The 20,336-nt window shown below is 62.8% G+C and carries 24 protein-coding genes; 13 read left to right on the forward strand and 11 right to left on the reverse strand.

The features are described 5' to 3' along the window. Positions 1-8 precede the first annotated feature (8 nt). Positions 9-881 carry a hypothetical protein gene (locus tag ACIP6G_RS07045; RefSeq protein ID WP_365946092.1) on the reverse strand — a complete coding sequence of 291 codons (873 nt, stop codon included), beginning with the start codon at positions 879-881 and terminating at the stop codon, positions 9-11. Positions 882-1,311: 430 nt separating this feature from the next. Between ACIP6G_RS07045 and ACIP6G_RS07050 the strand changes: the two genes are divergently transcribed. Beyond that, positions 1,312-2,688, forward strand: coding sequence for an NAD-dependent succinate-semialdehyde dehydrogenase (locus ACIP6G_RS07050; protein WP_365946091.1), 1,377 nt, complete (start codon positions 1,312-1,314; stop codon positions 2,686-2,688). Between the two features lie 143 nt (positions 2,689-2,831). Here ACIP6G_RS07050 and ACIP6G_RS07055 read toward each other — a convergent pair whose 3' ends face one another. Then, positions 2,832-3,149 carry a hypothetical protein gene (locus ACIP6G_RS07055; protein ID WP_365942840.1) on the reverse strand — a complete coding sequence of 106 codons (318 nt, stop codon included), beginning with the start codon at positions 3,147-3,149 and terminating at the stop codon, positions 2,832-2,834. Positions 3,150-3,959: 810 nt separating this feature from the next. On the opposite strand from ACIP6G_RS07055, the gene ACIP6G_RS07060 reads away from it, so the two are divergent. After that, positions 3,960-5,039: a YbdK family carboxylate-amine ligase gene (locus ACIP6G_RS07060; protein WP_365942839.1), complete on the forward strand. Its 1,080-nt coding sequence runs from the start codon at positions 3,960-3,962 to the stop codon at positions 5,037-5,039. Between the two features lie 113 nt (positions 5,040-5,152). Here ACIP6G_RS07060 and bcp read toward each other — a convergent pair whose 3' ends face one another. The 3 genes from bcp to ACIP6G_RS07075 form a co-directional block, all read right to left on the reverse strand. Beyond that, positions 5,153-5,629: a thioredoxin-dependent thiol peroxidase gene (gene bcp, locus ACIP6G_RS07065; protein ID WP_400289382.1), complete on the reverse strand. Its 477-nt coding sequence runs from the start codon at positions 5,627-5,629 to the stop codon at positions 5,153-5,155. A 384-nt stretch (positions 5,630-6,013) separates the two neighbouring features. Next, a complete protein-coding gene (locus tag ACIP6G_RS07070) occupies positions 6,014-6,271 on the reverse strand; it encodes a DUF4235 domain-containing protein (RefSeq protein WP_365942837.1) in 258 nt (85 codons plus the stop codon). A 14-nt stretch (positions 6,272-6,285) separates the two neighbouring features. After that, positions 6,286-8,802 (reverse strand): ATP-dependent DNA ligase, encoded by a 2,517-nt coding sequence (locus tag ACIP6G_RS07075; RefSeq protein ID WP_365942836.1) that lies wholly within the window; start codon positions 8,800-8,802, stop codon positions 6,286-6,288. Between the two features lie 164 nt (positions 8,803-8,966). Between ACIP6G_RS07075 and ACIP6G_RS07080 the strand changes: the two genes are divergently transcribed. Then, the gene (locus ACIP6G_RS07080; RefSeq protein WP_365942835.1) at positions 8,967-9,935 is read left to right on the forward strand and encodes a Ku protein; all 969 of its coding nucleotides are present in this window, start codon (positions 8,967-8,969) and stop codon (positions 9,933-9,935) included. A 3-nt stretch (positions 9,936-9,938) separates the two neighbouring features. Here the strand turns inward: ACIP6G_RS07080 and ACIP6G_RS07085 are convergent, their stop codons facing one another. Beyond that, on the reverse strand, positions 9,939-11,111 hold the full coding sequence (locus tag ACIP6G_RS07085) for an alcohol dehydrogenase catalytic domain-containing protein (RefSeq protein ID WP_365942834.1): 1,173 nt from the start codon (positions 11,109-11,111) through the stop codon (positions 9,939-9,941). Between the two features lie 47 nt (positions 11,112-11,158). Next, a complete protein-coding gene (locus tag ACIP6G_RS07090; protein ID WP_365942833.1) occupies positions 11,159-11,329 on the reverse strand; it encodes a hypothetical protein in 171 nt (56 codons plus the stop codon). A gap of 245 nt (positions 11,330-11,574) precedes the next feature. Here ACIP6G_RS07090 and ACIP6G_RS07095 point away from each other — a divergent pair, with 245 nt between their 5' ends. Then, positions 11,575-12,669, forward strand: a complete 1,095-nt coding sequence (locus ACIP6G_RS07095; RefSeq protein ID WP_365942832.1) for a hypothetical protein — start codon at positions 11,575-11,577, stop codon at positions 12,667-12,669. A 37-nt stretch (positions 12,670-12,706) separates the two neighbouring features. On the opposite strand, the gene ACIP6G_RS07100 is transcribed toward ACIP6G_RS07095, so the two are convergent. Continuing rightward, positions 12,707-13,627 (reverse strand): SDR family oxidoreductase, encoded by a 921-nt coding sequence (locus ACIP6G_RS07100; RefSeq protein ID WP_365942831.1) that lies wholly within the window; start codon positions 13,625-13,627, stop codon positions 12,707-12,709. Between the two features lie 312 nt (positions 13,628-13,939). Between ACIP6G_RS07100 and ACIP6G_RS07105 the strand changes: the two genes are divergently transcribed. The 3 genes from ACIP6G_RS07105 to ACIP6G_RS07115 are packed head-to-tail and all read left to right on the forward strand — an operon-like array spanning position 13,940 to position 14,656. Then, the gene (locus ACIP6G_RS07105) at positions 13,940-14,200 is read left to right on the forward strand and encodes a Rho termination factor N-terminal domain-containing protein (protein WP_332499151.1); all 261 of its coding nucleotides are present in this window, start codon (positions 13,940-13,942) and stop codon (positions 14,198-14,200) included. 24 nt (positions 14,201-14,224) lie between these two features. After that, the gene (locus tag ACIP6G_RS07110) at positions 14,225-14,380 is read left to right on the forward strand and encodes a hypothetical protein (protein ID WP_181149051.1); all 156 of its coding nucleotides are present in this window, start codon (positions 14,225-14,227) and stop codon (positions 14,378-14,380) included. Between the two features lie 27 nt (positions 14,381-14,407). Further along, positions 14,408-14,656: a hypothetical protein gene (locus ACIP6G_RS07115; protein WP_105656078.1), complete on the forward strand. Its 249-nt coding sequence runs from the start codon at positions 14,408-14,410 to the stop codon at positions 14,654-14,656. 105 nt (positions 14,657-14,761) lie between these two features. Here ACIP6G_RS07115 and ACIP6G_RS07120 read toward each other — a convergent pair whose 3' ends face one another. After that, entirely contained in the window at positions 14,762-15,178 is a 417-nt protein-coding gene (locus tag ACIP6G_RS07120; RefSeq protein ID WP_133834808.1) for a CBS domain-containing protein, read from the reverse strand. A 192-nt stretch (positions 15,179-15,370) separates the two neighbouring features. Between ACIP6G_RS07120 and ACIP6G_RS07125 the strand changes: the two genes are divergently transcribed. The 4 genes from ACIP6G_RS07125 to ACIP6G_RS07140 are packed head-to-tail and all read left to right on the forward strand — an operon-like array spanning position 15,371 to position 16,796. Next, the gene (locus ACIP6G_RS07125) at positions 15,371-15,625 is read left to right on the forward strand and encodes a hypothetical protein (protein ID WP_133834809.1); all 255 of its coding nucleotides are present in this window, start codon (positions 15,371-15,373) and stop codon (positions 15,623-15,625) included. A gap of 36 nt (positions 15,626-15,661) precedes the next feature. Further along, positions 15,662-15,874: a hypothetical protein gene (locus ACIP6G_RS07130; RefSeq protein WP_365942830.1), complete on the forward strand. Its 213-nt coding sequence runs from the start codon at positions 15,662-15,664 to the stop codon at positions 15,872-15,874. Then, positions 15,871-16,467 (forward strand): cysteine hydrolase, encoded by a 597-nt coding sequence (locus ACIP6G_RS07135; protein WP_365942829.1) that lies wholly within the window; start codon positions 15,871-15,873, stop codon positions 16,465-16,467. The genes ACIP6G_RS07130 and ACIP6G_RS07135 overlap by 4 nt, the downstream gene beginning before the upstream one ends. After that, positions 16,458-16,796: a hypothetical protein gene (locus tag ACIP6G_RS07140; protein ID WP_105656083.1), complete on the forward strand. Its 339-nt coding sequence runs from the start codon at positions 16,458-16,460 to the stop codon at positions 16,794-16,796. Before ACIP6G_RS07135 ends, ACIP6G_RS07140 begins: the two co-directional genes overlap by 10 nt. A 74-nt stretch (positions 16,797-16,870) precedes the next feature. On the opposite strand, the gene ACIP6G_RS07145 is transcribed toward ACIP6G_RS07140, so the two are convergent. Beyond that, entirely contained in the window at positions 16,871-17,326 is a 456-nt protein-coding gene (locus tag ACIP6G_RS07145; RefSeq protein WP_105656084.1) for a DUF421 domain-containing protein, read from the reverse strand. After that, positions 17,326-17,862 (reverse strand): hypothetical protein, encoded by a 537-nt coding sequence (locus ACIP6G_RS07150; protein ID WP_365942828.1) that lies wholly within the window; start codon positions 17,860-17,862, stop codon positions 17,326-17,328. The genes ACIP6G_RS07145 and ACIP6G_RS07150 overlap by 1 nt, the downstream gene beginning before the upstream one ends. 262 nt (positions 17,863-18,124) lie before the next feature. Between ACIP6G_RS07150 and ACIP6G_RS07155 the strand changes: the two genes are divergently transcribed. Both ACIP6G_RS07155 and ACIP6G_RS07160 read left to right on the forward strand, forming a co-directional pair. Next, positions 18,125-18,703: a 4a-hydroxytetrahydrobiopterin dehydratase gene (locus ACIP6G_RS07155; RefSeq protein ID WP_365942843.1), complete on the forward strand. Its 579-nt coding sequence runs from the start codon at positions 18,125-18,127 to the stop codon at positions 18,701-18,703. 141 nt (positions 18,704-18,844) lie between these two features. Next, positions 18,845-20,098 carry a M20 family metallopeptidase gene (locus ACIP6G_RS07160; protein ID WP_365942827.1) on the forward strand — a complete coding sequence of 418 codons (1,254 nt, stop codon included), beginning with the start codon at positions 18,845-18,847 and terminating at the stop codon, positions 20,096-20,098. Positions 20,099-20,336 lie beyond the last annotated feature (238 nt).

The raw sequence follows: 20,336 nt of genomic DNA on the forward strand, positions 1-20,336 counted from the left end.
GAATGCTCCTAGCGGTAGTCGGTGCTGCGCGGATCCCCAGGAGGGTAGGAGCGCAGCGGGTCAACGTCCACCGAATCGGCATGCAGCGGGTTGCCTGCCGAATCCACGCGGGTGGTTCCTTGGAAAGACGGGTCAACCCGCACCGGACCTGGCCCGTCAACGGCCGCGGCGTTCGGTGCGCTGGTGGTGCCGGGGCGCGGTTCCTGGTCGCGGTGCCCTGTGCCTTCCTTCGGCTCGCTGGCATTTCGGGTCATGCGTCCTGCCAGCAGGCCGGCGCCCAGCGCCAGCCCCAAGAAGGCCGCAGGGCGTTTGCGTGCAAAGCTCTTGACCTCATCCAGCAAGTCGTGCGGCTCGCGCTGTTCGAGCCAATCGGCGGCCTGGCCGCTGTGATGCGAAGCCTGGTCGACCAGCATGGAGGCGGTCCCGCTCGCACTGGACTGGTCGAGCATGGCGCGGAACTCATCGCTGATGTCGCGCAGGTTGGCCGCGACCTTCCGTTGCTGCGCGGAGGTCTGCTCCTTCAGGTCGGAGCCGAGTTCATCCCATAGGTGGGTGGCCTGGTCCTTGGCCTGCTCAGCGAGCATCGAGGCTTCCTGCTTGGCGCTGTCAAGCACGTGGGTGGCGGATTCCTGGCCCTCGCGCGCCAGATCCTGGGCTGCCTGCGCTTTACCCGAGGTATTGCCGCTTCCTGCGGACTGCAGGTCATCGGAATCATGCGTGTCGGCCGGTACCGGTTCGACAGTGCCCGACGGGAACAGGTCGGTTTGCGGCTCGGTCAACGGATCCGGATCGTTCAGGCCGTGGCGGACGGTTCCGGGTTGCGGGGTGCTGCGCGGGTCATCGGGGAATGGATTCGAACTGGTGTGATCGTTGGTGCTCATGTCTTCCCTTCCTCTGCTGCTGTCGTCAGCTGCGGGTGGCGCGGCAGGTGGCCGCGCATCCGGCTCCGCAGTCCGTGCGGAGCGCTGCTGGTTGCCTACGACGCTAGGCAAGAGCGCGCCGCAGGTCACGGATCGCGGCCAATCCGCAGGAAGCATTCAGGTTCGATGGCGACAGCTCGGAGCTTCCAGGAAAACAGGAGGCAAGCGAGTAGGATCGAGCCGGATCCCGAGCGTCCAGCGCACCACCCGGCGCAGCAGCGAGGAGTCCAGCAGCACTGCAATCCCTGCTGCGGCCCAGTCCGTGGCTTTGGAGGAACAGCGGCAGTTTCCGTGGCGAACACGCCAATACCCGAACAGTCCGGGGCATTGGCGACGAGAGCTGGAAGACTGGGCGCTAAGTGTCCAACAAGCGAATCTTCGAAGGAGCACCATGTCCACTTATGCCGTGACCAATCCCGCCACCGGCGTAGTCGAAGCAACCTACCCGACTGCCACCGATGCGCAGATCCAGGATGCCATCGCCGAGGCGCACAACGCCTACACCCAGTGGTCGGTCTCCGCGCTTCAGGAACGCGTCGCCCTGCTGGAGCGCGTGGCAGACATCTACGAGGCACGCGCCGAAGAGCTGGCCGCGATCATCACCCGCGAAATGGGCAAACCCATCAAGCAATCTCTGGGGGAAATCGGCATCGTGGCGGCGATCTACCGCTACTACGCCAAGAACGGCCCGAAGTACCTGGAAGACGAAGAGCTGGAAATCGCTTCGGGCGGCAAGGCGCTGGTGCGCAAGGAAGCGGTCGGCGCGCTGCTGGGCATCATGCCGTGGAATTTCCCGTACTACCAGGTGGCACGCTTCGCCGGGCCGAACCTGATGAACGGCAACACCATCCTGCTCAAGCACGCGCCGCAGTGCCCGGAATCGGCGCTGGCCATGGAAGAGATCTTCAAGGAAGCAGGAGCCCCGCAGGGCGCGTATGTGAACATCTTCGCCACCAATGACCAGGTCGCGGACATCATCGCCGACCGCCGGGTGCAGGGAGTATCCCTGACCGGTTCCGAGCGCGCCGGAGCGGCCGTGGCAGAAATTGCCGGGCGCAACTTGAAGAAGGTGGTGCTGGAGCTGGGCGGCTCGGATCCATTCGTGGTCTTCGACGACGCGGACGTGGCGCGCACCGCCAAGCTGGGCATGCGCGCCCGCTTCGGGAACACCGGCCAGGCCTGCAACGCGGCCAAGCGCTTCATTATCGATTCCTCGGTTTACGAGGACTTCTCCCAGGCGCTGGTGGAGCAGGTGGCCGGAATCAAGGTGGGCGACCCGGCCCAGCCGGAGAACTTCCTCGGCCCGCTGTCTTCGGCCGCTGCCCGCGACGGCTTGGCCGCACAGGTGCAGGATGCCATCGATAAGGGTGCCCAGGTCTTGGCCGGCGGCAAGCCGATCCAGGGCGAGGGCGCATTCTACGAGCCGACGATCCTTGCCGGGGTGACCCCCGAGATGCGCGCCTTCTCCGAGGAGCTCTTCGGCCCGGTCGCCGTGCTCTACAAGGTGGATGGCGAAGAAGAAGCAGTGGCCCTGGCCAACAACACCGAGTACGGGCTGGGAGCTTCCATCCACACTCGGGACATGGAACGCGCAGAGCGCGTTTCCGTGCAGCTGCAAAGCGGCATGGTCGCCGTCAACGAGCCTTCGGCTTCCTACCCTGAGCTGCCCTTTGGCGGCGTGAAGCGCTCGGGCATCGGCCGCGAGCTGGGTAAGTACGGCATGGACGAATTCATCAACCACAAGTTGGTGAAGATCGCCGGGCGCTGAGCCAGGGGATTGCGGCAACGGTCCTGGCTTTCCCGGAAAATTCCGGGAAAGCCAGGACCGTCAGTCGAAAATGGCCTATATGCGGTTAGCAACGAGTCGTTGAATCAGCAGCACCTGGGCGGGAACCTCCAGCCACCCGGCAGCTAGACGCGCGTCATTGCCATCGGCCGCTGTTCTTCCGGAGTGAAGACCGGCAGGGCGTTGGCAATTGCCGTGTGGGTCCAGTACCGAACCCGGAAGGCCAGCATTCCTTTTTCCTCCGCCTGCTCGAAGAGAGTGCAGATCCGGGTTTTCGCAGGAGTCTCATCGACGATCTGAAGAGCACCGTTGGGAGGCGAGACATGGATGAAACGAAGCTGCTCGCTCTGGTTGTCCAGTATCGCCACGAGTACAGCGCAATTGTGAACGGAAGCGAGGCCCATGACGTCGTCTACCGGCTCGTTGAGTTGTGCAATGATCACGGGCATTCCTTGGATCCACCCGTACTCGCTCAGATGGGAGCGACCTTCGCGCGATCCCAGGAGTTCGGCGACGCGTTCAGCAGTCTTGGACCTGACTATACGTCCTGGCATTAGTACTACCTCCACTTTGTTCGTAACTCTCGAGTGCACCCCATAAGTCACGCCACTTCGCAGATTGCCGACGAGCCTGCCAGTGGGCAAGGATCGCCGTCGTTGGGAAGCGGAGTGTGTTTCAAACCTATGCCACTTCGTCTGCGACCGGGAGGGGTGGCCTGGGGCTCACAGCTTATTGACAGGCTCAGAGGAGAGCTTTTTGAACTTATTTCCTGGCCTAGTCAGTAGTTTGTTTGGCCTGCCGCGGACTGTCCGCCGCTAGGCTCCGTATGTACGCCCGAACAGACCGCATTTCCAAGCTCCACAGCCTGACCCGAGCTTGCTGTTGCCCGCAGCTGCGGGCAGATTGTTGCCGCTTCCAGAGCTAGTTCGGATTTCATGTCCGATTCATTCTGAGTTGATGGGAAAACCATGAGAATCCATCGGGCAAGCAGATGCAGCCAGGCTACGGGATCTACTGTTTCAGAATCCGCTTTCGCGGAACGCAAGCCGCCGAGGCGGATGAAGCTGCGGCCATCCGGAAATTCGCAGCCTAGCTGAAGGGGAATTGATCATGCGGTATTCAGTTCCGCGCAAGAAGAATGTTGAGCAGTTCCCCGCTAGTTCGCATCAGGCAGACCAGGTTAGCCAGCAGTAAGTCCACACAGACCGGTTGCTGGTCCGACGCCCTAGCAACCATATTCCGGGAGGCACGAAATGAGCACCTTTGGCATTGAAGAAGAATTCTTCATGTTCGACGCAGAAACAGGGTTGCCGGCCAGCACGGATAAAGAAGCGTTACGGCAAGCGCTGGATTCGCAACGCGATGGCGAAGTGCAGAACGAACTGCTTGCTTGCCAAATAGAACATGCCAGTGCCATCTGCGAAGACCGGGATCAGGCCCTGCATGAGCTGGGAAGTTTCCGCAGGGCTCTGGCAGGCGAAGCGGCCTCCCGCGGTCTGCTGGTCGCGGGTTTGGGGGCGGCGCCGATGATTGCCCAGCAGGCTCCGGAGCTGACCGATAATGCAAGGTACCGGGAAATCGGCAATTTCGTTTCCGGAATAGCGACAGAGCATTACATGTGCGGTTTGCATGTCCATGTGTCCATCCCTGATTCCGAAGCGGGAATTCGTGCGCTCAACTTCTTGCGCGGATGGCTGCCATTTCTTTGCGCCCTGGGCGCCAATTCTCCGTATTGGAGAGGGGTCGACAGCAACTTTTCATCGTGGAGAACCATTCATTACCGAAAGTGGTCCGTCCAGGGAATTCCGCCGTACTTCAAGGATTCGAAAGACTATGGGATTCGGCTTGCGCGAATCAATGGAACCGATGCGGTTCCCGACCCTGGCCACATCGGATGGTCCGCCCGGTTGTCGGAGAAGTACCCGACACTCGAAATTCGGGTCGCGGACTCGCAGTTGAGAGCGCAGGATTCGGTATTGCTGGCCGTGCTCATGCGAGGGTTGGTCGAGACTGCGGTGGCCGGCGAATTCGATGCGCTCGAGTATCTGCCCGAAGTCCTGGACCTGTCCCTGTGGCAAGCGGCCAAGAACGGAATCACCGGAGTGCACGTGGACACGCGAACCGGAGAGCCGGTCGCTGTGGAGGAGCTGGCCCGCAGAATGCTCCGACTCATTGAGGGCGCACTGAAGGATCATGGAGATTACGACTATGCCGTGATTTCACTCAGGAACATGCTGGAGACAGGCAACGGCGCGGTCCGCCAGCGGGCTGCATTCGAGCGCGGTGCTTTCACGCATCTGTTGGCCAATGCCCATTCCGAGATGCAGATGTAGCTTGCCGTCCAGGATCCTCAACGCAGACTGCAGGGTGTGGCCGGGGCCGGTGAAAGCTGGCCCCGGCTCGAAGCATCCGGGCTGGCACCGGAAAGATCCGGGTGCGGAATCCTCTAGGCTCCGAGGGAATCGCGAAGTCGCGCCACATGCCCCTGGGCATCCACGGAATATTCAATTTGGCGGATGCTGCCGTCTTCATCGATGACTGCGGTGGAGCGCAGGGTGCCCACGACGGTTTTCCCGCCGATGTTCTTTTCACCGTAGGAGCCGTAGGCTTTGGCAACTTCGTTGCCCGGGTCGGAAAGCAGCGGGAAATTCAGCGATTCATCGCTAGCGAAGGCAGCCAGCTCTTCCGGAGCGTCCGGGGAAATGCCCAGAACGGAGAATCCTGCCGTCTGCAGCGAATTGAGGTTGTCGCGGAAATCGCAGGCCTCGGTGGTGCAACCGGGAGTCGCGGCCTTGGGGTAGAAATACACGATCACTTTCTGCCCTGAATAATCCGAAAGCGAGATGGTCTCTCCCTTGGCATCTTGCAGGGAGAAGGCTGGCGCTGGCTGGCCGGCGGTGAGCGGAGAAGAATGGGCAGTCATCGATTCAACTTTCATATAGTGATATTTTATTTTCATTCTAATTCAGTGGATGCACTCAATGCCAGAGACTTCTGGGATATATTTCCAACGACTTCTGGAAGGCAATAACCTCGCCATGGACCATGATGCGCGCTTCCAAGGCATCAAGGAAGACTCGGTTGCTGCAAAAGCCTGCGATCCCGTTGGCAGTTCTGCCTGCTGGAGAAGCTGTCGACCGGCCAAATAATCGCCATGCGATTCCCGCAGGCCTTCAGCCACCGCGATGCACCAGGTCAATGGACACCGGGCAGAAAGCTGCCCGGCACCAACGAAAACACCGAGCCGTGCAACTGGGCAACAGCTGCGCGACCCGGTGCATCCGGGTAGCGGCCAGAACGCGGCCTGCTAGCGGTTGGCGGCCTTGGCTTCGAGGGAACGCGTCCACCGTTTGGCCATAGCCTGGATGGCAGAAGCGCTTGCCCCCGAAATCACGGCGAACGCCAGCACCTTGCCTACGGCGGCTTGTTGCTGCTTTTCGGGGTTGGCCAGCGATGGCGGTTCTTCCCCCATGGCTTTATGCCAGACCCCGGAGACGAGCTTGGCTCCGAGCCAGCCTGCACCGAGCGAAATCAGGGTTCCGAAGATCTTTATCAGCAATTTCATGTTCTGCTCCTCTGTTAGCGGTTAGTTGGAGTTTGGATCCCGGCCGGATCCGCCGGTTCCCAGCGGACCTCATCCGGTTGCTTCTCATCGCGCCAGCCGCGCCACACCGGGTGGCGCAGAAGGCGGTCCGAGGTCAGTTCGCTGTATCGGACTTCTGCCACGTATTTCGGGCTCACCCAGTGCGCATCGCTTTGATGCGCTGCCGGGATGTTCTTGGCCGGGGGAGTCTTGCGTTCGATCTTTTCAAGCCGCTCGCGGATTTCGGCCAGTTGCGCGTCGCTGAATCCGGTGCCCACCCGGCCGGCGTATTCCAAGCCGCCATTTCCCGGAATGGCCAGCAGCAGCGAGGCCAGGCTGCGGCTGCGCGACCCCTGTCCAGACCGCCAGCCAATCACCACAGCTTCCTGGTGCCGCTGGTGCTTGAGCTTCACCCAGCTGGTGCTGCGCCGGCCCAGCTCGTAGACGGAGTCGCGTTCCTTGGCCACCACGCCTTCCAGGCTCAGCGCACGGCTGGTCTCGATGGCCTGCTCCAAGGTCCCGGTGTGGGCCGGCGGCACCTGCACGTACTGGTGGTCGAGATCCAGGCCCGCAAGCCGCTGGCGGCGTTGCTCGTAGGGCAGGGCAGTCAGATCCACCAGTCCTGCATCCTTGTCATATGGCAATTGCAGCACGTCGAAGACCATGTACTGGATCCTGATGGCCGAGGCCTGCTTCGTGCGTTTCTTCCGCTGGTGGGACACCCGTTGCTGGAGCAGCGAGAAGTCAGGGCGGCCCGAAGAATCCAGGGCGACGATTTCCCCGTCCACCACGGCGCGCTCCGGCAGCAGCGAACCGAGGATTTCGAGTTCCGGGAAGTCTCCGGTCAGGTCGTGGCCGTTGCGGCTGATCAGCTTGGTTTTGGCGCCATCGACTACTGCCAACGCGCGGTAGCCGTCCCATTTCATTTCAAAGCTCCAACCCGGCTCGCCGGAGATCTCCCGAGCAGTGCCGGCAGTGGCCAGCATGGGGCGCAACGCTTGGCCCGACAGATCAGCCACGGCCTGCTTGGCGCTAGGCTCGCGAGCAGCCTCCGGTTCTCCGTCACCGGAATCAGCGGACGTTCCCGCATCGGCTCCTACCGGCTGTTCCTTGGCCAGCTGCAGCAACCAATTGTCCTTGCCGCCCATCCCTGCGGCCTGGATCAGCACGAACCGCCGGTCCACTCCGCCCAGCCCGCCCTCGCGGGAGCCGGTGAGCACTGCGATGACTTCTTTGCCTTCGCGCCACTTCTCGATGGTGCAACTGCCCGAATCCCAGATCGATACTTCCCCGGCACCGTATTGGCCCTTGGGGATGCTGCCTTCGAAGCTTGCGTAGGAGAGCGGATGGTCTTCGGTCATGACCGCCAAGCGCTGGATTCCTGGTTCCAGGGGTGGGCCTTTGGGCACCGCCCAGGAGACCAGCACTCCGTCGTGCTCCAGGCGGAAATCCCAATGCAGCGCGCGGGCGTGGTGTTCCTGGATAACAAAGGAGAAGCCGGTGCCGTCCTTTCCGCCCGGCTGCACGGACTGGGAATTCCCGGATTGCTCCGGCACCGGTTCAGGTGTCAGCGCCGCATCGCGCTTGGAGCGATAGACCGCTAGGCGATCGGGGTCCTGCTGTTGTCCCGAGGTCAGCTGCGCCAGCGGATCGATTCCATCAGCAATGCGGTCCAGCACCTCGTGGAAGTCCAGCTGCTCCAAACCCGGCGCTTCGATTTCTTCCCAGGTCCGCGGGGCCGCGACAGTGGGCCGTGCCCGGCCGCGCAGCGAATACGGACAGACGGTAGTCTTCGAGGCGTTATTCTGGCTCCAGTCCACGAACACCTTGTTCTCGCGCAGCGAGCGCTTCATGCTGGCGAGAACCAGTTGCGGATGCTCCTTCTGCAAGGTGGAGGCCAATTCCTTGGCCACCTCGTTGACTTGCTCCGAGGTGTATTTGCCATCCAGTCCGGCATAGAGGTGGATGCCCTTGGAACCCGAGGTCACTGGAAAGCTGGGCAGGTCCATGCCGTCGAGAATCTCCCGGCAGATCAAGGCGACTTCAGCGCACTGCTCCAAGCCGGCGCCCGGACCGGGATCCAGATCCAGCACCAGCCGGTCCGGATTGGCAGGTTCCAGCGAGGAATCGAAGCGCCACTGGGGAACATGGATTTCCAGCGCAGCCACCTGGGCCATCCAGGCCAGCACCGCCTCGTTGTTGACCAGCGGATAGATATTGGAGTGGGTCTTGTGCTGCAACTTGGCCGAGGGAATCCAGCCTGGGGCAGAGTCCTCGAGATCCTTGCGGAAAAACACCTTGCCCGGTTCTTCGGGGGTCCCCACGCCGTCCACCCAGCGCTTGCGGGTGGCCGGGCGCCACGCGGCATGCGGAATCAGCACCGGGGCCACCTGCTGGAAGTAGTCCATGACTTCGCCCTTGGTGGTCCCGGTCTGCGGGTACAGGACCTTATCCAGATTGCTGACCTTCAGCGTGTGCCCCGCGACGGTGACGGTTTGCTCCCTGCGTGCCATGCGCTGTCCTTTGCTTTACCTTGTGGGGACCAATCTTCCCGAGCGGCGCCGGGGAATCCAGCGTTCCAAGCAAGCTTTGCGTTTCGCGCTGCCGAACCTCAGCGCTGCCTGCCAGAATCACTAGGGCAGTGACACACTGGCTAGAAAGATGCTTCACTATGCCCATGCGAGCTATCTGGACTGGATCAATTGCCTTCGGCCTGGTGAACGTGCCGGTCAAGGCCTACGGCGCCACCGAGGACCACGACATCGACCTGCACCAGGTCCATGACAAGGACGGCGGACGGATCCGCTACGAGCGCCGATGCGAAGTGTGCGGGAAGAAAATCGCCTACAAGGATCTGGACAAGGCCTATGAGGACGGAGAACGGACCATTGTGCTCACCGATGAGGACATGGACGCGTTGCCTGCGGAGAAGAGCCGCGAAATCGAGGTGGTCCAGTTCGTCCCGGCCAGCCAAGTAGATCCCCTGATGCTGGAGAAGAGCTACTATCTCCAGGCGGACTCCAAATCGCCCAAGGCCTACGAGCTATTGCGCCGAACGCTTCAGGACACCGAGAAGCTGGCAGTGGTGCGCTTCGCCCTGCGCCAGAAGACCCGGCTGGGCATCTTGCGTGTCCGATCCAAGGTGATGGTGCTGCAAGCGGTCATGTGGGCGGACGAGCTGCGCGATGCCGAGGCAGTGGCACCGGAGAAATCACCGCGGATCAGCGAGCAGGAACTGAAGATGTCTGCCGCCCTGGTAGACCAGTACAGCAGTGATTTCACCCCGGACGAGTTCCAGGATGACTACCAGGTCCAGCTGCAGGCGCTGATCGAAGCGAAAATCGAGCAGGGCGAGGACCTGGATACCGAGGCGACCTTCGGTTCCCCGGACCAGGGCAGCGAGTCCGGGGAGGTCATCGATCTGATGGAGGCGCTCAAGCGCAGCATCGACGGGCGCAATGCCAAGGCCCCGGCCAAGGCAGCCAAGGATGGGAAGGCCTCTGCGGCGAAGAAGCCAGCGGCGAAGAAACCTGCGAAGAAAGCGGCGGCAGCCAAGAAACCAGCCACGAAGAAGGCAACGGCAAAGGAGGCCTCCTCCTCGCCACACAAGAAGAAGGCCTCCGGTTCCGGGAAGAAAAGCGCCTAGCCGCTAGGGCTTGAGCACCACCTTGATGCACGCATCCTGCTTCTTCTGGAAGGTCTCGTACATCTGCGGGCCGTTCGAGAGCGGCTGCTCGTGCGTGACCAAGTCGTCCAGGCCCAGCGGGTCGGCTGCATCCTCGGCCAGCGGCAGCAGCTTCTGGGTCCATGAGCGCACATTGCATTGGCCCTGGCGGATCTGGATCTGCTTGTCGAACAGCTTCACCATCGGCATCGGGGTGGCGGCCCCGGCATAGACGCCGCTGATCGACAGGGTGCCGCCGCGGCGCACGGCATCGATGGCCGAATCCAGCACGCTGGTGCGGTCCGCGGAGACGTTCTCCATGGCCAGCTGCGCGGCCTTGTCCGGCAGCAACCCGGTGGCTTGCTGGAACATCGAGGAGACCGGGGAACCATGGGCTTCCATGCCCACCGCATCGAGCACGGCATCGGGGCCGCGACCGGTGCGCCCGCGCAATTCGCCCACGGTGTCCTTGGTGAAGTCCAGGGTCTGGATGCCGTGGCGCTCGGCCATGGCGCGGCGTTCTGCCACCGGGTCGATGCCCAGCACCTCATAGCCCAGGTGCCGGCCGATGCGCGCGGCGAGCTGGCCCACCGGCCCGAGGCCGTAGACCGCGAGGGTTCCGCCGTCGGGGACATTGGCGTAGTGCACGCCCTGCCACGCAGTGGGCAGGATATCGGAGAGGAAAAGGTAGCGGTGGTCGGGCAGCTGGTCGCCTACTTTCACCGCACCGTAATCGGCATGGGGCACGCGCAGGTATTCGGCCTGGCCGCCGGGCACCTGTCCGTAGAGTTCGGAGTACCCGAAGAATTGGGCGCCCTTGCCGTGCTTGCGCACCTGGGTGGTCTCGCACTGCGACTGCAGGTCGTGCTGGCACATCCAGCAGTGGCCGCAGGAGATGTTGAACGGGATGACCACCCGGTCGCCTACCGACAGCTTGGTAATGCCGCTGCCAACTTCCTGGACGATGCCCATGGTTTCGTGGCCGAGTACGTCGCCCGCATGCATGTAGGGGCCCAGCAACTCATAGAGATGCAAGTCCGAACCGCAGATCGCGGTGGAAGTGACCTTGATGATGACGTCTCCGGGGTCCTGGATCACCGGATCCGGGACATCGCTGAAACCGATCTTTCGCTTACCTTGCCATGTCAATGCTTTCAAGAGGTTATCTCCTAGTCATATCGTCGCCGGGGGAACACAAGCGCGGATCAGTCGGTATTGAACTGGTCGGTATCCACCTGGTCCGGGTCCTGCTCCTCGGCTGGCTGCTCGAACGCGTCTTCGTGGTCCCCGACAGAATTCTGTTTTTCCTCCGCGGGCTCATCGGGAGTTGGAGTGGTCCCCGGGTGCCGCTCTTCTTCTGGCTGGTTGGATTCCATGGACTGTCCTTTCTTCATCAGAGGGGCGATGGCACCGACCATTCCACACCGGGCAGCAGGGAACAAGGCAAGTTTGATGGGCATTGCCTGTGAGTCGGGGATCCCCGGAATTCCGGGGATCAAGCGTGCACTGCCGGTGCCGGTTCCTGCAAGGTTGCTGAACGGCACTGCAGGCCCGGGCGCGACTTCCTAGTGTGTGCTGTGGGAGCGGGCCAAGCTGCTGCCCTGAGAGCTGCGAGGTGCTGATGAGCGTGCAAGAGCCCGAGAAGCGCACGGTGGGATTAATTGCCGACCCTGGCATAGCCGACGCGATGGCCAATCGGATCGCTGCCCGGCTGGAAGGGGTCATGGAGAAGCTGCAGGAGCACGAGCAGCAATGGGACGTGCAGGTAGCTCCCTTTTCCCTGCCCTTGGGGGAGAGCGGACGGGTCGCGCTGAGCGACAAGGTGCCCAGGCTGCGGGAGAAGCATGGCTGGGACTTCATCATCTACCTGACCGATGCACCGCACTATGTGCAGAACCGGCCGGTGCGTTCGGTGATTTCCGTCGAGGATGCCTCGGCCGTGCTTTCCATGCCCAGCCTCGGGTTGGCCCGGCCGCGCACCGTGGCACGGGAACTGGCCGAACTGGTCAGGGAATTGGCTACCGGCAAGCAGCCGGCTCCGCCTCCGACCCCGCTGGGACGGGCGATGAGCGTGCACGCCAGCCGGCAGGACGGGCAGAACGAGCAGAACCGCATCTCGAGCATCGAGGGTTTGCGTGGGCGGTTGCTGCTGATTGCCGGGATGGTGCGCAGCAACCAGCCGTGGAAACTGGTGCCGCGGCTTTCCTCCGCGATGGCAGGTGCGGTGGCCACCGGTGCCTTCGGCGTGTTCTACACGAGCATTTGGTCCATGGCCGACTACCTGCCTGTCGGGCGGCTTTCGCTGATCACGGTCTCAAGCATCCTGATCCTCACGCTCTGGCTGCTGCTGCACAACCGGTTGTGGGAGAGGCCCAAGGGCAACCGCCGCCGTGAGCGGATGGTCGTCTACAACGCGGCCACCGTGCTGACGGTCGGGTTTGCCGCGACGGCCATGTACTTGCTCTTGTTCCTTGCCCTGCTGGCAGGCTCGCTGATTGTCATTGACCAGGAATACCTCGCCTACCAGCTGCGCCATGATGTCACGATGGCCGAATACATCAATCTTGCATGGCTGGCATCCTCGCTGGGAACCATGGGCGGGGCCATCGGCTCCAGCTTTGACGAGGTCAAGGAAGTCCAGCGCGCTACCTTCAGCCAGCGCGAATACGAGCGGAGGAACATGGAATTCACCATCAGCAAGGATGACGTGGATTGATCCCCGGGCGCTATCGCCCGGGGACCGGTTCACGGCCCTACGGCTGATTCTTGCCGCCGTTCACATGCACCGTGGAACCGACCACGTATGAAGCTTCATCGCTGGCCAGGAACACATAGGCCGGGGCCACTTCCACCGGCTGGCCGGCCCGGCCAAGCCAGGTATCGTGGCCGAACTCAGGCAGCGCCTCGATCGGCTGGCCATCCGAAGGCTGCAACGGAGTCCAGATAGGGCCGGGAGCCACGGCATTGACCCTGATGCCCTTCTTCGCGGCCTGGGAAGCCAGCGACTTGGTGAAGTTGCTGATCGCGCCCTTGGTGGCGGCATAGTCCATCAGGTGATCCGAGGGATCGAAGGCCTGGATGGAGGTGGTGTTGATGATGGAGCCGCCTTCGGGAAGCACCTGCAGGGCTGCGCGGCTCAAGGCGAACATCGCGAAAATGTTCACATCGAAGGTGGCTTCGACCTGCTCGTCGCTCAGCTCTTCCAGGGACTCGACGCTGATCTGCTTGCCGGCGTTGTTCACCAGGATGTCCAAGCCATCCAGCGCGGTCACCGCCTCGTCGATCAATGAATCGCGGTAATTGCGGTCCCGCAGGTCCCCGGGCAGCAGGTGGACTTCGACTCCCGCATCTTCCAGGACCCCGGCGATGGCGTCGGCGTCAGGCTGTTCGGCGGGCAGATAGGCCAAGGCGACCTTGGCCCCCTCGCGGGCAAAGGCGATGGCCACCGCCGCGCCGATGCCGGAGTCGCCGCCGGTGATCAAAGCGCGCTTTCCAGACAGCCGGTCCCGGCCCTTGTAGCTGCGCTCGCCGTGATCCGCCTTGGGCTTCAGATCCCGGTCCAGGCCGGGTTCCTCCTGGCGCTGTTCGGGCGGGCTGATCTTTTCCTTGCCGGCGCGGTCTTCGCTTTCGGTACTAAGCGGCTCAGAGCGGTTCTGGGGATTCTTCTCGGGCATGGGATTTCCTCCTGCTGTTGCGGCAGGACGCCGGCGCGGTGCGCTCAGCGGCGTCCGGGTTCACATCCAGTGTGCTCCGGGCCTTCCGCTGCGCCAGGATCACCTCCACCTTCGGCGGCAACAGCCAGACTTTTTTCTGCGAAGATCCAGTTTCGCACCCCGCTGCATGAATTGTGCTACCGCTGAAGTCTGGGATTCAGCGCAAAGTCCGGCAGGGGCACTGTCCCCTGATCAGCGAAGTGGCTAGCGTGGAACGCACAGTGCTGGCACTGCAAAAGGGCCAGCTGGCGAAGCGTACGAGGGAGGAAACCCATGGCAGGCAAGAGCCGGATCAAGGATGAAGAACTCTACGAGGAGCTGCGCGAGGAGGGGAACTCCAAGCAGAAGTCGGCGCGCATCGCCAATGCCGCCGCCCGCGACGGCCGGTCAGCAGTCGGCAAGCGCGGAGGCAAAGCCGGGGACTACGAGGACTGGACGGTCGGGGAGCTGCAGGACCGGGCCAAGGAAATCGGCATTGATGGCCGTTCGAAAATGCGCAAGGCCGAACTCATCGAAGCCCTGCGCAATTCATAGCAGACCGCCACGGAAGGAGACACAATGAGTGAACGCGAGAAGCCCGAGAATCCGGCTCGCACCACCCAACCGGATGAGGATGCCCAGCCAGGGGACGAGCGCGTGGTTCGCCGCGGCAGCATCAACGAGAACACCGAAGATGAATCCGAGGAAAGGGAAGAACGCTATGACGCGGGCTGAACTTTCCCTCCAGCGAAGGGAAAAGCCATGACGGGCAAAGCAGCGGACAGCCCCCGCAAACATCGCGCTGGCCTGTGGCTGGCGATAGTCGGCGGGCTCGTGGCCGTAGGATTCGCCATCTATGCGCTGCTCGCAGCGCCTGACAGCACCTCAGGGCCGCTATGGATCGTGGCCGGCTGGGGCGCATTGGTCTTCATCTACGGCCTGTACCGCGTGATCCGGGGACCGAGCTCCTTGGACGATCCGCGGGGAGGCACAGACGCCAACGGACGGTGACGGCGTTCCCGCCAGGAGAATCGCATGAGAACAAGGGCAGAGCGTCCGGGAAAACCATGGTTTTCCCGGACGCTCTGCGTTGCGGTCCGGCTGGGCTGGGAGATCCTAGTCCTGGGAAATCCCTTCGACCAGGTTGCCGGTGCTCTGCTCGTCGTAGTAGCGGGCGACGTCTGCTTGGGCGAGCATGCCGACTAGCGAATGCCCGTCGATGACCGGAAGCCTGCGCACCTGGTGTTCCTGCATGGTGCGGATGGCTTCTTCGACCGAGTCGTCTGCTCCGATGGTGACCGGCTTGCCCTGGGCGTAATCGGCCACCTTGGTGCTGGAAGTCACGACGCCGTCAGCAACGCAGTTGATGACAATGTCGCGGTCGGTGATCGTGCCGGCCAGGCGGTTGTCTTTGCCGCAGATCGGCAGCATGCCGACCCCGAGGTCCTTCATCATCTGGGCGGCGACTTGAATCGAGTCCTGCTCCTTGACGCATTTGGCAGGCGAGGTCATTAGTTCCTTGACTGCAACCATGATCGTGCTCCTTTCGCGTATTCCTGTGGGACACCCTCCACGCTCCAGCACAACAAGCAGGTCTTCAACCATTGCCAGCGAGCTTGCAGATGTGCCCCTCGACTCTGGCAACAGCCGATTAATCATGTACTTATGCCGCCAATAGCTGGTAGTTGGTAGAGAACCGGGAAACGCAACGTGAGGAGAATGACCATGGGATTCATCGACAAAGCCAAAGATGCCATTTCGCATGCTGCCGACAGATTCAAGGATCCCGACAAGGACCTGGTTGAGAATCTCTGGCCGCTGGGGCAACCCGACGACGAACACCTGCCAGCCGACTCCGGGCAACCATCAGAAGAGGACCTGGAGCAGCCCGGGAATCACCTGCCTCCTGTCCAAGGAGCTGACCCCGACCTCGACGATTCCCCGGAAGACCAGTATTCCGAAGGCGAAGGGGACCGCTAGCTGTTCCATGGCCAATCCGAGTTCAGGAGGCAATCCATGCAGACCTGCGATATCTGCGGCAATGCAAGCGAAATGGTGTTCATGCTCAGCCGGAACGGGCGCTCTGGCCGCTTCGACAGTTTCGAATGCGCCATCCACGCCATGGCCGAAAGGTGTGCGCACTGCGGTTGCGCCATTCTGGGCCACGCCGTCCACCACGGCCCGAAGGCGTACTGCTGCCAGCACTGCGCCGAACATGCTGAGCCATGAGCGCGACAAGCGACTTCAGCCACCCCGCGCTGCTGCTCATTGACCTGCAAGAAGGATTCTTCGAGGATCCGGCTCTGGCACTGGCCCGCCAGGATCTGGCAGCCCGCTGCAACCAGTTGGCCGTAGCGGCGAGGGCCTGCGGATACCCGGTGATCAGCGTGCGCACCGTGCACAAGGAAGACAAATCCACCTGGACGCTGAAGATGCTCGAAGACGACCAGGGCTACCTGTTCGAAGGAACGGGGCAGGCCGCGTACCTGGCGGAGTTGGAACTGGACGGGGCCATCGAGGTGGTCAAGCGCAGGGACAGCGCTTTCTGGAATACGGCGCTCAAGGACCTGCTGCTGCAGCGCCGCGCCAGTTCGCTGGTGCTCGCCGGGGTCTCCTCCGAGACGTGCATCTCCGCCACCGCGGCCGATGCCTTCGCTGCGAACTTGCCGGTGGCGGTGGCCACCGATGCCACCGCATCGGCCGACCCGGATTTCGAAGGGACTACCTTGGAATTCATGCGCAAGCAGCATCGGCAGAAGCTGAAGACCACCTTGGAAATCATTACCGATTGGAAACACGAGAAGGAGCTGGAATGTCATTGAATAATTCTGAATTCGACGACGTGCGCAAGGACTCGGACACGGACGAGCCGTTGGATGGGCGCGATAGCCAGCCGGCGGCTGGGTCATCGGATGCACCCCAGGCCCAGGACGCCGAGGATCCATTGCGCGGAGCAGACCGGGTGCTGGAGGAAAACGACGGCGATCCCTTGGCGCTCAATCCCGAAACGCTGCTACCCGAACCGATTGACGGGCAGCGTCCGGTCGACGATACGCTGCTGGACTACCCCGACCAGGATGACGAGCAAGGCCTGGACGCCGAGCGGACCGCCAACCTGCCGGACCAGCGCGAAACACCCGATCAGCAGTAGCGCACCGGCGGGCTGAGAACCGCAGAAGGGGCATCCCGTGCAGGGATGCCCCTTCTTCCAATTGCATTATATGGTCACGGACGGGATTCGGCTTCCTGGGTGAAGAAGGAAATCTTGCCGCTGGCTTCCAGAATCGCCAGCCGGATGCTGCTGTAGTTCTCGATGCCAGCCTGGCGGGCGAGCATGCTCAATTCGTCCAGCCCAATGCGCTCGTTGTGCAGGGCCTTGCGGTCCAGGACCCCGTCGCGGACCAGCACAATCGGGCGGCCCTGCATCAGCTTGCCCAGCTTGGGCCAGCGCATATTGGCGAAGTTCAGCGCAGCGGCCAGGACCACCATGGTGAATACTGCCAGCAGGCTTCCGGTGAGCGAACGGTCCTCCATGGTGATGCCCTGCTGCACCAGGTCGCCCAGGACGACGAACAGCACCAGCTCGAAGGAACTGAGCTCGCCCAGGGTCGATCTGCCGGCGGCGCGCGTGACCAGCCACAGGATGATGAAGGCGGTGGCTGCGCGGATGACTATTTCCATCAGGGGATCCTCCAAGTTCTGATCTTCAGGTCGGTGCTTTCGCCGTTGGCAGTAATTCCGAGCACGCCCTTGGCGCTCGGCGACCATTCGTCCGAAGCCCGACCCGTGAGGGTGGCAACCATGTGCCGCGACCCCGGTGCCGGGGCCACCTCGAATTCAATGGTTCCGTCAGCTCGGCTCGACTCGGACTCCGGTTCGGGAAAGGCCGAGAAGTCCTCGAAGAGCATGAGATAGTCCTCGCTCAGGTCCAGCGTGATGGTCTCGGGCAAAGGGTCGGCAGAGCTGATCCCAACCCTCAGCTGGATTTCATTGCCGGCACGGACCACCGCGGGAAACTGCAGCTGGACCGCGAAGCCGTCGGCCTGTTGTTCGATGTTCTTCTTCTGGTCGAATGCGCCGAGCAGAGCCGCCAGCACGACGGCTGCAATCACGAGCAGGGCGTCGAGGCTCAGCAGCCGGCGCCTGCGATTGCTGTCCTCCGAGGTGATGTCATCCAGCGTCGAGTCGCTGATCTTGGCCTGGAAGATATTCAGCATGGGATGGGGCCCTCCTTGCGCTCTTGCTATCGAGGCTAAGCCGATTCGCCTGCGCCAGGACCAGCCGAGTTCCGGTTCACAGGCGGCATCCAGTTCGCAGCAGCTGGCGCTGGCGCCAACCTGTGCGTTGCGGCCGACCGCTTGAGCCGGCCCGGAAGTGGTGCCACAGTTGCACCAGGAGGAGGAGATCATGACCGTAAACGACCGCATTGAAAGCACCGAATTGGCCTCTCGGCTGGAGGCTCTGCCGTAGTGGCGCAAGCTGGCCGGGAAGCTCTGCACCGTGTACGAGACCAAGAGCTCGGCAGAAGCCATCGAATTGTTCAGCGACATCGCTGCCGCAGCGCAGATGGCCAACCACCATCCTGATGTGGACTGGCGCTACAACCTCTTGTTCGTTTCGACCGTGTCCCACGACGCCGGTGGCGACATCACCGAAAGGGACCTCGCGCTGGCCTCGGAAATCACGCAGCGGGCCGCCGCCTTGCATGCCAAAGCGCGCCTGGATTTGATCAAGGTGGTGGAAATCGGCATCGACACCGACGACGCCCAAGCCATAACCGGGGATTGGGCCGCCGGCCTGGGCTACCGCGAGCAACCCGACGGCAGCCTCGCCGATCCAGCGGGCAGGTTGCCGGCCATCTGGTTCCAGCACACCCCGACGCCTCATCCCTCACGGCTGCATCTGGATGTGTGGGTTCCCCACACCGAAAGCGCAGCCGTGCTTTCGCAGCTGGAAAGCCAGGGTGCGGTGCTCGATGAGCGCAGCGCTCCGGGTTTCACCATAGCCAGCGACCACCAGGGCAACCGCTTCTGCATCTGCACCGAGCAGGACCGCTAGCGGCCTTGGCCTGAGCCGGCCATTGCTCCCGGTGCAATCGGCCGGATTCTGGACTGTCCTGCCGGCCAGGGGATAGATTGACAGCGGATAAGCCAGCGGGGCCTCTGGGGCTCAGATGCTGGGCGCGATGGAAGGAAGCCAATGAGCAGCACCGCACAGGAAATCACCGCCTCGATCTCGCAGCAGCTGCCCTGGCAGGCCGAGCTCTATAAGCATTTCCACCGGCATCCGGAACTGGGCCTGGCCGAGCACGAGACCTCGGCGCGAATCTGCGAGGAACTGGAGGATCTGGGCTATGAAACCTGCCTGATCGGCGGTACCGGAATCGTCGGAATCCTGCGCAATGGCGAGGGGCCGGTGGTACTGGCCCGGGCCGACATGGATGCCCTGCCGGTCGCCGAGAACACCGGGCTGGAATATTCCTCCACGGTCCCCGGGGCCATGCACGCCTGCGGCCATGACATGCACATGGCCACCTTGCTGGGAGCGGCCAGGTTCCTGGCCGGGAACCGCGAGCGCTGGTCCGGCACCTATCTGGCGTTGTTCCAGCCAGCCGAGGAAACCGCCGCAGGGGCCAAGGCCATGGTGGCCGACGGGCTGGTGGAGAGGATCCCGAAGCCCGATGTGGCGCTGGCCCAGCACGTGATGCCCGTCGAAGCGGGGAGGATCGGCACCACCGCGGGACCGATCCTTTCCGCCGGCGACAGCCTGCGCATCACCGTCTACGGGCGCGGTGCGCACGGCTCGATGCCGCATAATTCGGTGGACCCGGTAGTCCTGGCCTCGTCCATCGTGCTCAAGCTGCAGACCATTGTTTCGCGTGAAACCCGACCCGGGCAGTTCGCAGTATTGACCGTCGGCGCGTTGAATGCCGGCAGCGCCGCGAACATCATCCCGGACCGGGCCCAGCTGCTGCTGAACATTCGCACCTATGATCTCCAGCTGCGCCAGCGCGTCATCGACTCCATCGAACGCATCGTTCGCGGCGAATGCGCCGCGGCCGGCTCGCCCAAGGAACCGGACTTCGCGTTCTACGACCAGTTCCCGCTGACCAGCAACGACGCGGTGGCCAACGACCGGATCACCAAGGCCTTCGAAGCCCACTTCGACCGGGGCCAGGTCTACCAGGCCGAACCGGCCACCGCCTCGGAGGATTTCAGCATCATCCCCGAGGCTTTCGGCATCCCGTACGCCTACTGGACGGTGGGCTGCACGGAACCGGACACCTACCGGGCGGCGGTCGCCGAGGGCACCGTTGCCTCGAAGATCCCGGCGAACCACTCGCCATTCTTCGCGCCGGTGATCCATCCGACCCTGGAAACCGGAACCCGCGCCCAGGTGGTGGCCGCCTTGGCCTATCTGGGCCACGGGGCACAGGACTCGGCAGAACGATGATGTCCACCGCAAGAGGAGCTGGTGGCAAGTAACCGGCACCTGTCCTGCCGGTAAATACACGGTTTATGATTAACGCCACCATGCCCGGGATCCTGCGGGAATGCGGATGCCTGACAGTGATTGATAAAAATCAATCGCAAGGATGATTCAAAGTGTCCAAGGCGAGCGCTAGACTGGCAATCGCTCTTCAATCACGCTGCCCTTAATCCGAAGGTCCAGCATGCCGGAGAGCTTGATG

Origin of the sequence: Glutamicibacter sp. NPDC088483 (genome assembly GCF_044753145.1) — a bacterium.
In the GTDB taxonomy this organism is placed as follows: Bacteria; Actinomycetota; Actinomycetes; order Actinomycetales; family Micrococcaceae; genus Glutamicibacter.

Excerpts from the sequence above, each read along its gene's own strand:
- ACIP6G_RS07045 (WP_365946092.1), bottom strand. The coding sequence starts at position 881 with ATGAGCACCAACGATCACACCAGTTCGAATCCATTCCCCGATGACCCG.
- ACIP6G_RS07050 (WP_365946091.1), top strand. The coding sequence starts at position 1,312 with ATGTCCACTTATGCCGTGACCAATCCCGCCACCGGCGTAGTCGAAGCA.
- ACIP6G_RS07060 (WP_365942839.1), top strand. The coding sequence starts at position 3,960 with ATGAGCACCTTTGGCATTGAAGAAGAATTCTTCATGTTCGACGCAGAA.
- bcp (WP_400289382.1), bottom strand. The coding sequence starts at position 5,629 with ATGACTGCCCATTCTTCTCCGCTCACCGCCGGCCAGCCAGCGCCAGCC.
- ACIP6G_RS07070 (WP_365942837.1), bottom strand. The coding sequence starts at position 6,271 with ATGAAATTGCTGATAAAGATCTTCGGAACCCTGATTTCGCTCGGTGCA.
- ACIP6G_RS07075 (WP_365942836.1), bottom strand. The coding sequence starts at position 8,802 with ATGGCACGCAGGGAGCAAACCGTCACCGTCGCGGGGCACACGCTGAAG.
- ACIP6G_RS07080 (WP_365942835.1), top strand. The coding sequence starts at position 8,967 with ATGCGAGCTATCTGGACTGGATCAATTGCCTTCGGCCTGGTGAACGTG.
- ACIP6G_RS07090 (WP_365942833.1), bottom strand. The coding sequence starts at position 11,329 with ATGGAATCCAACCAGCCAGAAGAAGAGCGGCACCCGGGGACCACTCCA.
- ACIP6G_RS07095 (WP_365942832.1), top strand. The coding sequence starts at position 11,575 with ATGAGCGTGCAAGAGCCCGAGAAGCGCACGGTGGGATTAATTGCCGAC.
- ACIP6G_RS07100 (WP_365942831.1), bottom strand. The coding sequence starts at position 13,627 with ATGCCCGAGAAGAATCCCCAGAACCGCTCTGAGCCGCTTAGTACCGAA.
- ACIP6G_RS07105 (WP_332499151.1), top strand. The coding sequence starts at position 13,940 with ATGGCAGGCAAGAGCCGGATCAAGGATGAAGAACTCTACGAGGAGCTG.
- ACIP6G_RS07110 (WP_181149051.1), top strand. The coding sequence starts at position 14,225 with ATGAGTGAACGCGAGAAGCCCGAGAATCCGGCTCGCACCACCCAACCG.
- ACIP6G_RS07115 (WP_105656078.1), top strand. The coding sequence starts at position 14,408 with ATGACGGGCAAAGCAGCGGACAGCCCCCGCAAACATCGCGCTGGCCTG.
- ACIP6G_RS07120 (WP_133834808.1), bottom strand. The coding sequence starts at position 15,178 with ATGGTTGCAGTCAAGGAACTAATGACCTCGCCTGCCAAATGCGTCAAG.
- ACIP6G_RS07125 (WP_133834809.1), top strand. The coding sequence starts at position 15,371 with ATGGGATTCATCGACAAAGCCAAAGATGCCATTTCGCATGCTGCCGAC.
- ACIP6G_RS07130 (WP_365942830.1), top strand. The coding sequence starts at position 15,662 with ATGCAGACCTGCGATATCTGCGGCAATGCAAGCGAAATGGTGTTCATG.
- ACIP6G_RS07135 (WP_365942829.1), top strand. The coding sequence starts at position 15,871 with ATGAGCGCGACAAGCGACTTCAGCCACCCCGCGCTGCTGCTCATTGAC.
- ACIP6G_RS07140 (WP_105656083.1), top strand. The coding sequence starts at position 16,458 with ATGTCATTGAATAATTCTGAATTCGACGACGTGCGCAAGGACTCGGAC.
- ACIP6G_RS07145 (WP_105656084.1), bottom strand. The coding sequence starts at position 17,326 with ATGGAAATAGTCATCCGCGCAGCCACCGCCTTCATCATCCTGTGGCTG.
- ACIP6G_RS07150 (WP_365942828.1), bottom strand. The coding sequence starts at position 17,862 with ATGCTGAATATCTTCCAGGCCAAGATCAGCGACTCGACGCTGGATGAC.
- ACIP6G_RS07160 (WP_365942827.1), top strand. The coding sequence starts at position 18,845 with ATGAGCAGCACCGCACAGGAAATCACCGCCTCGATCTCGCAGCAGCTG.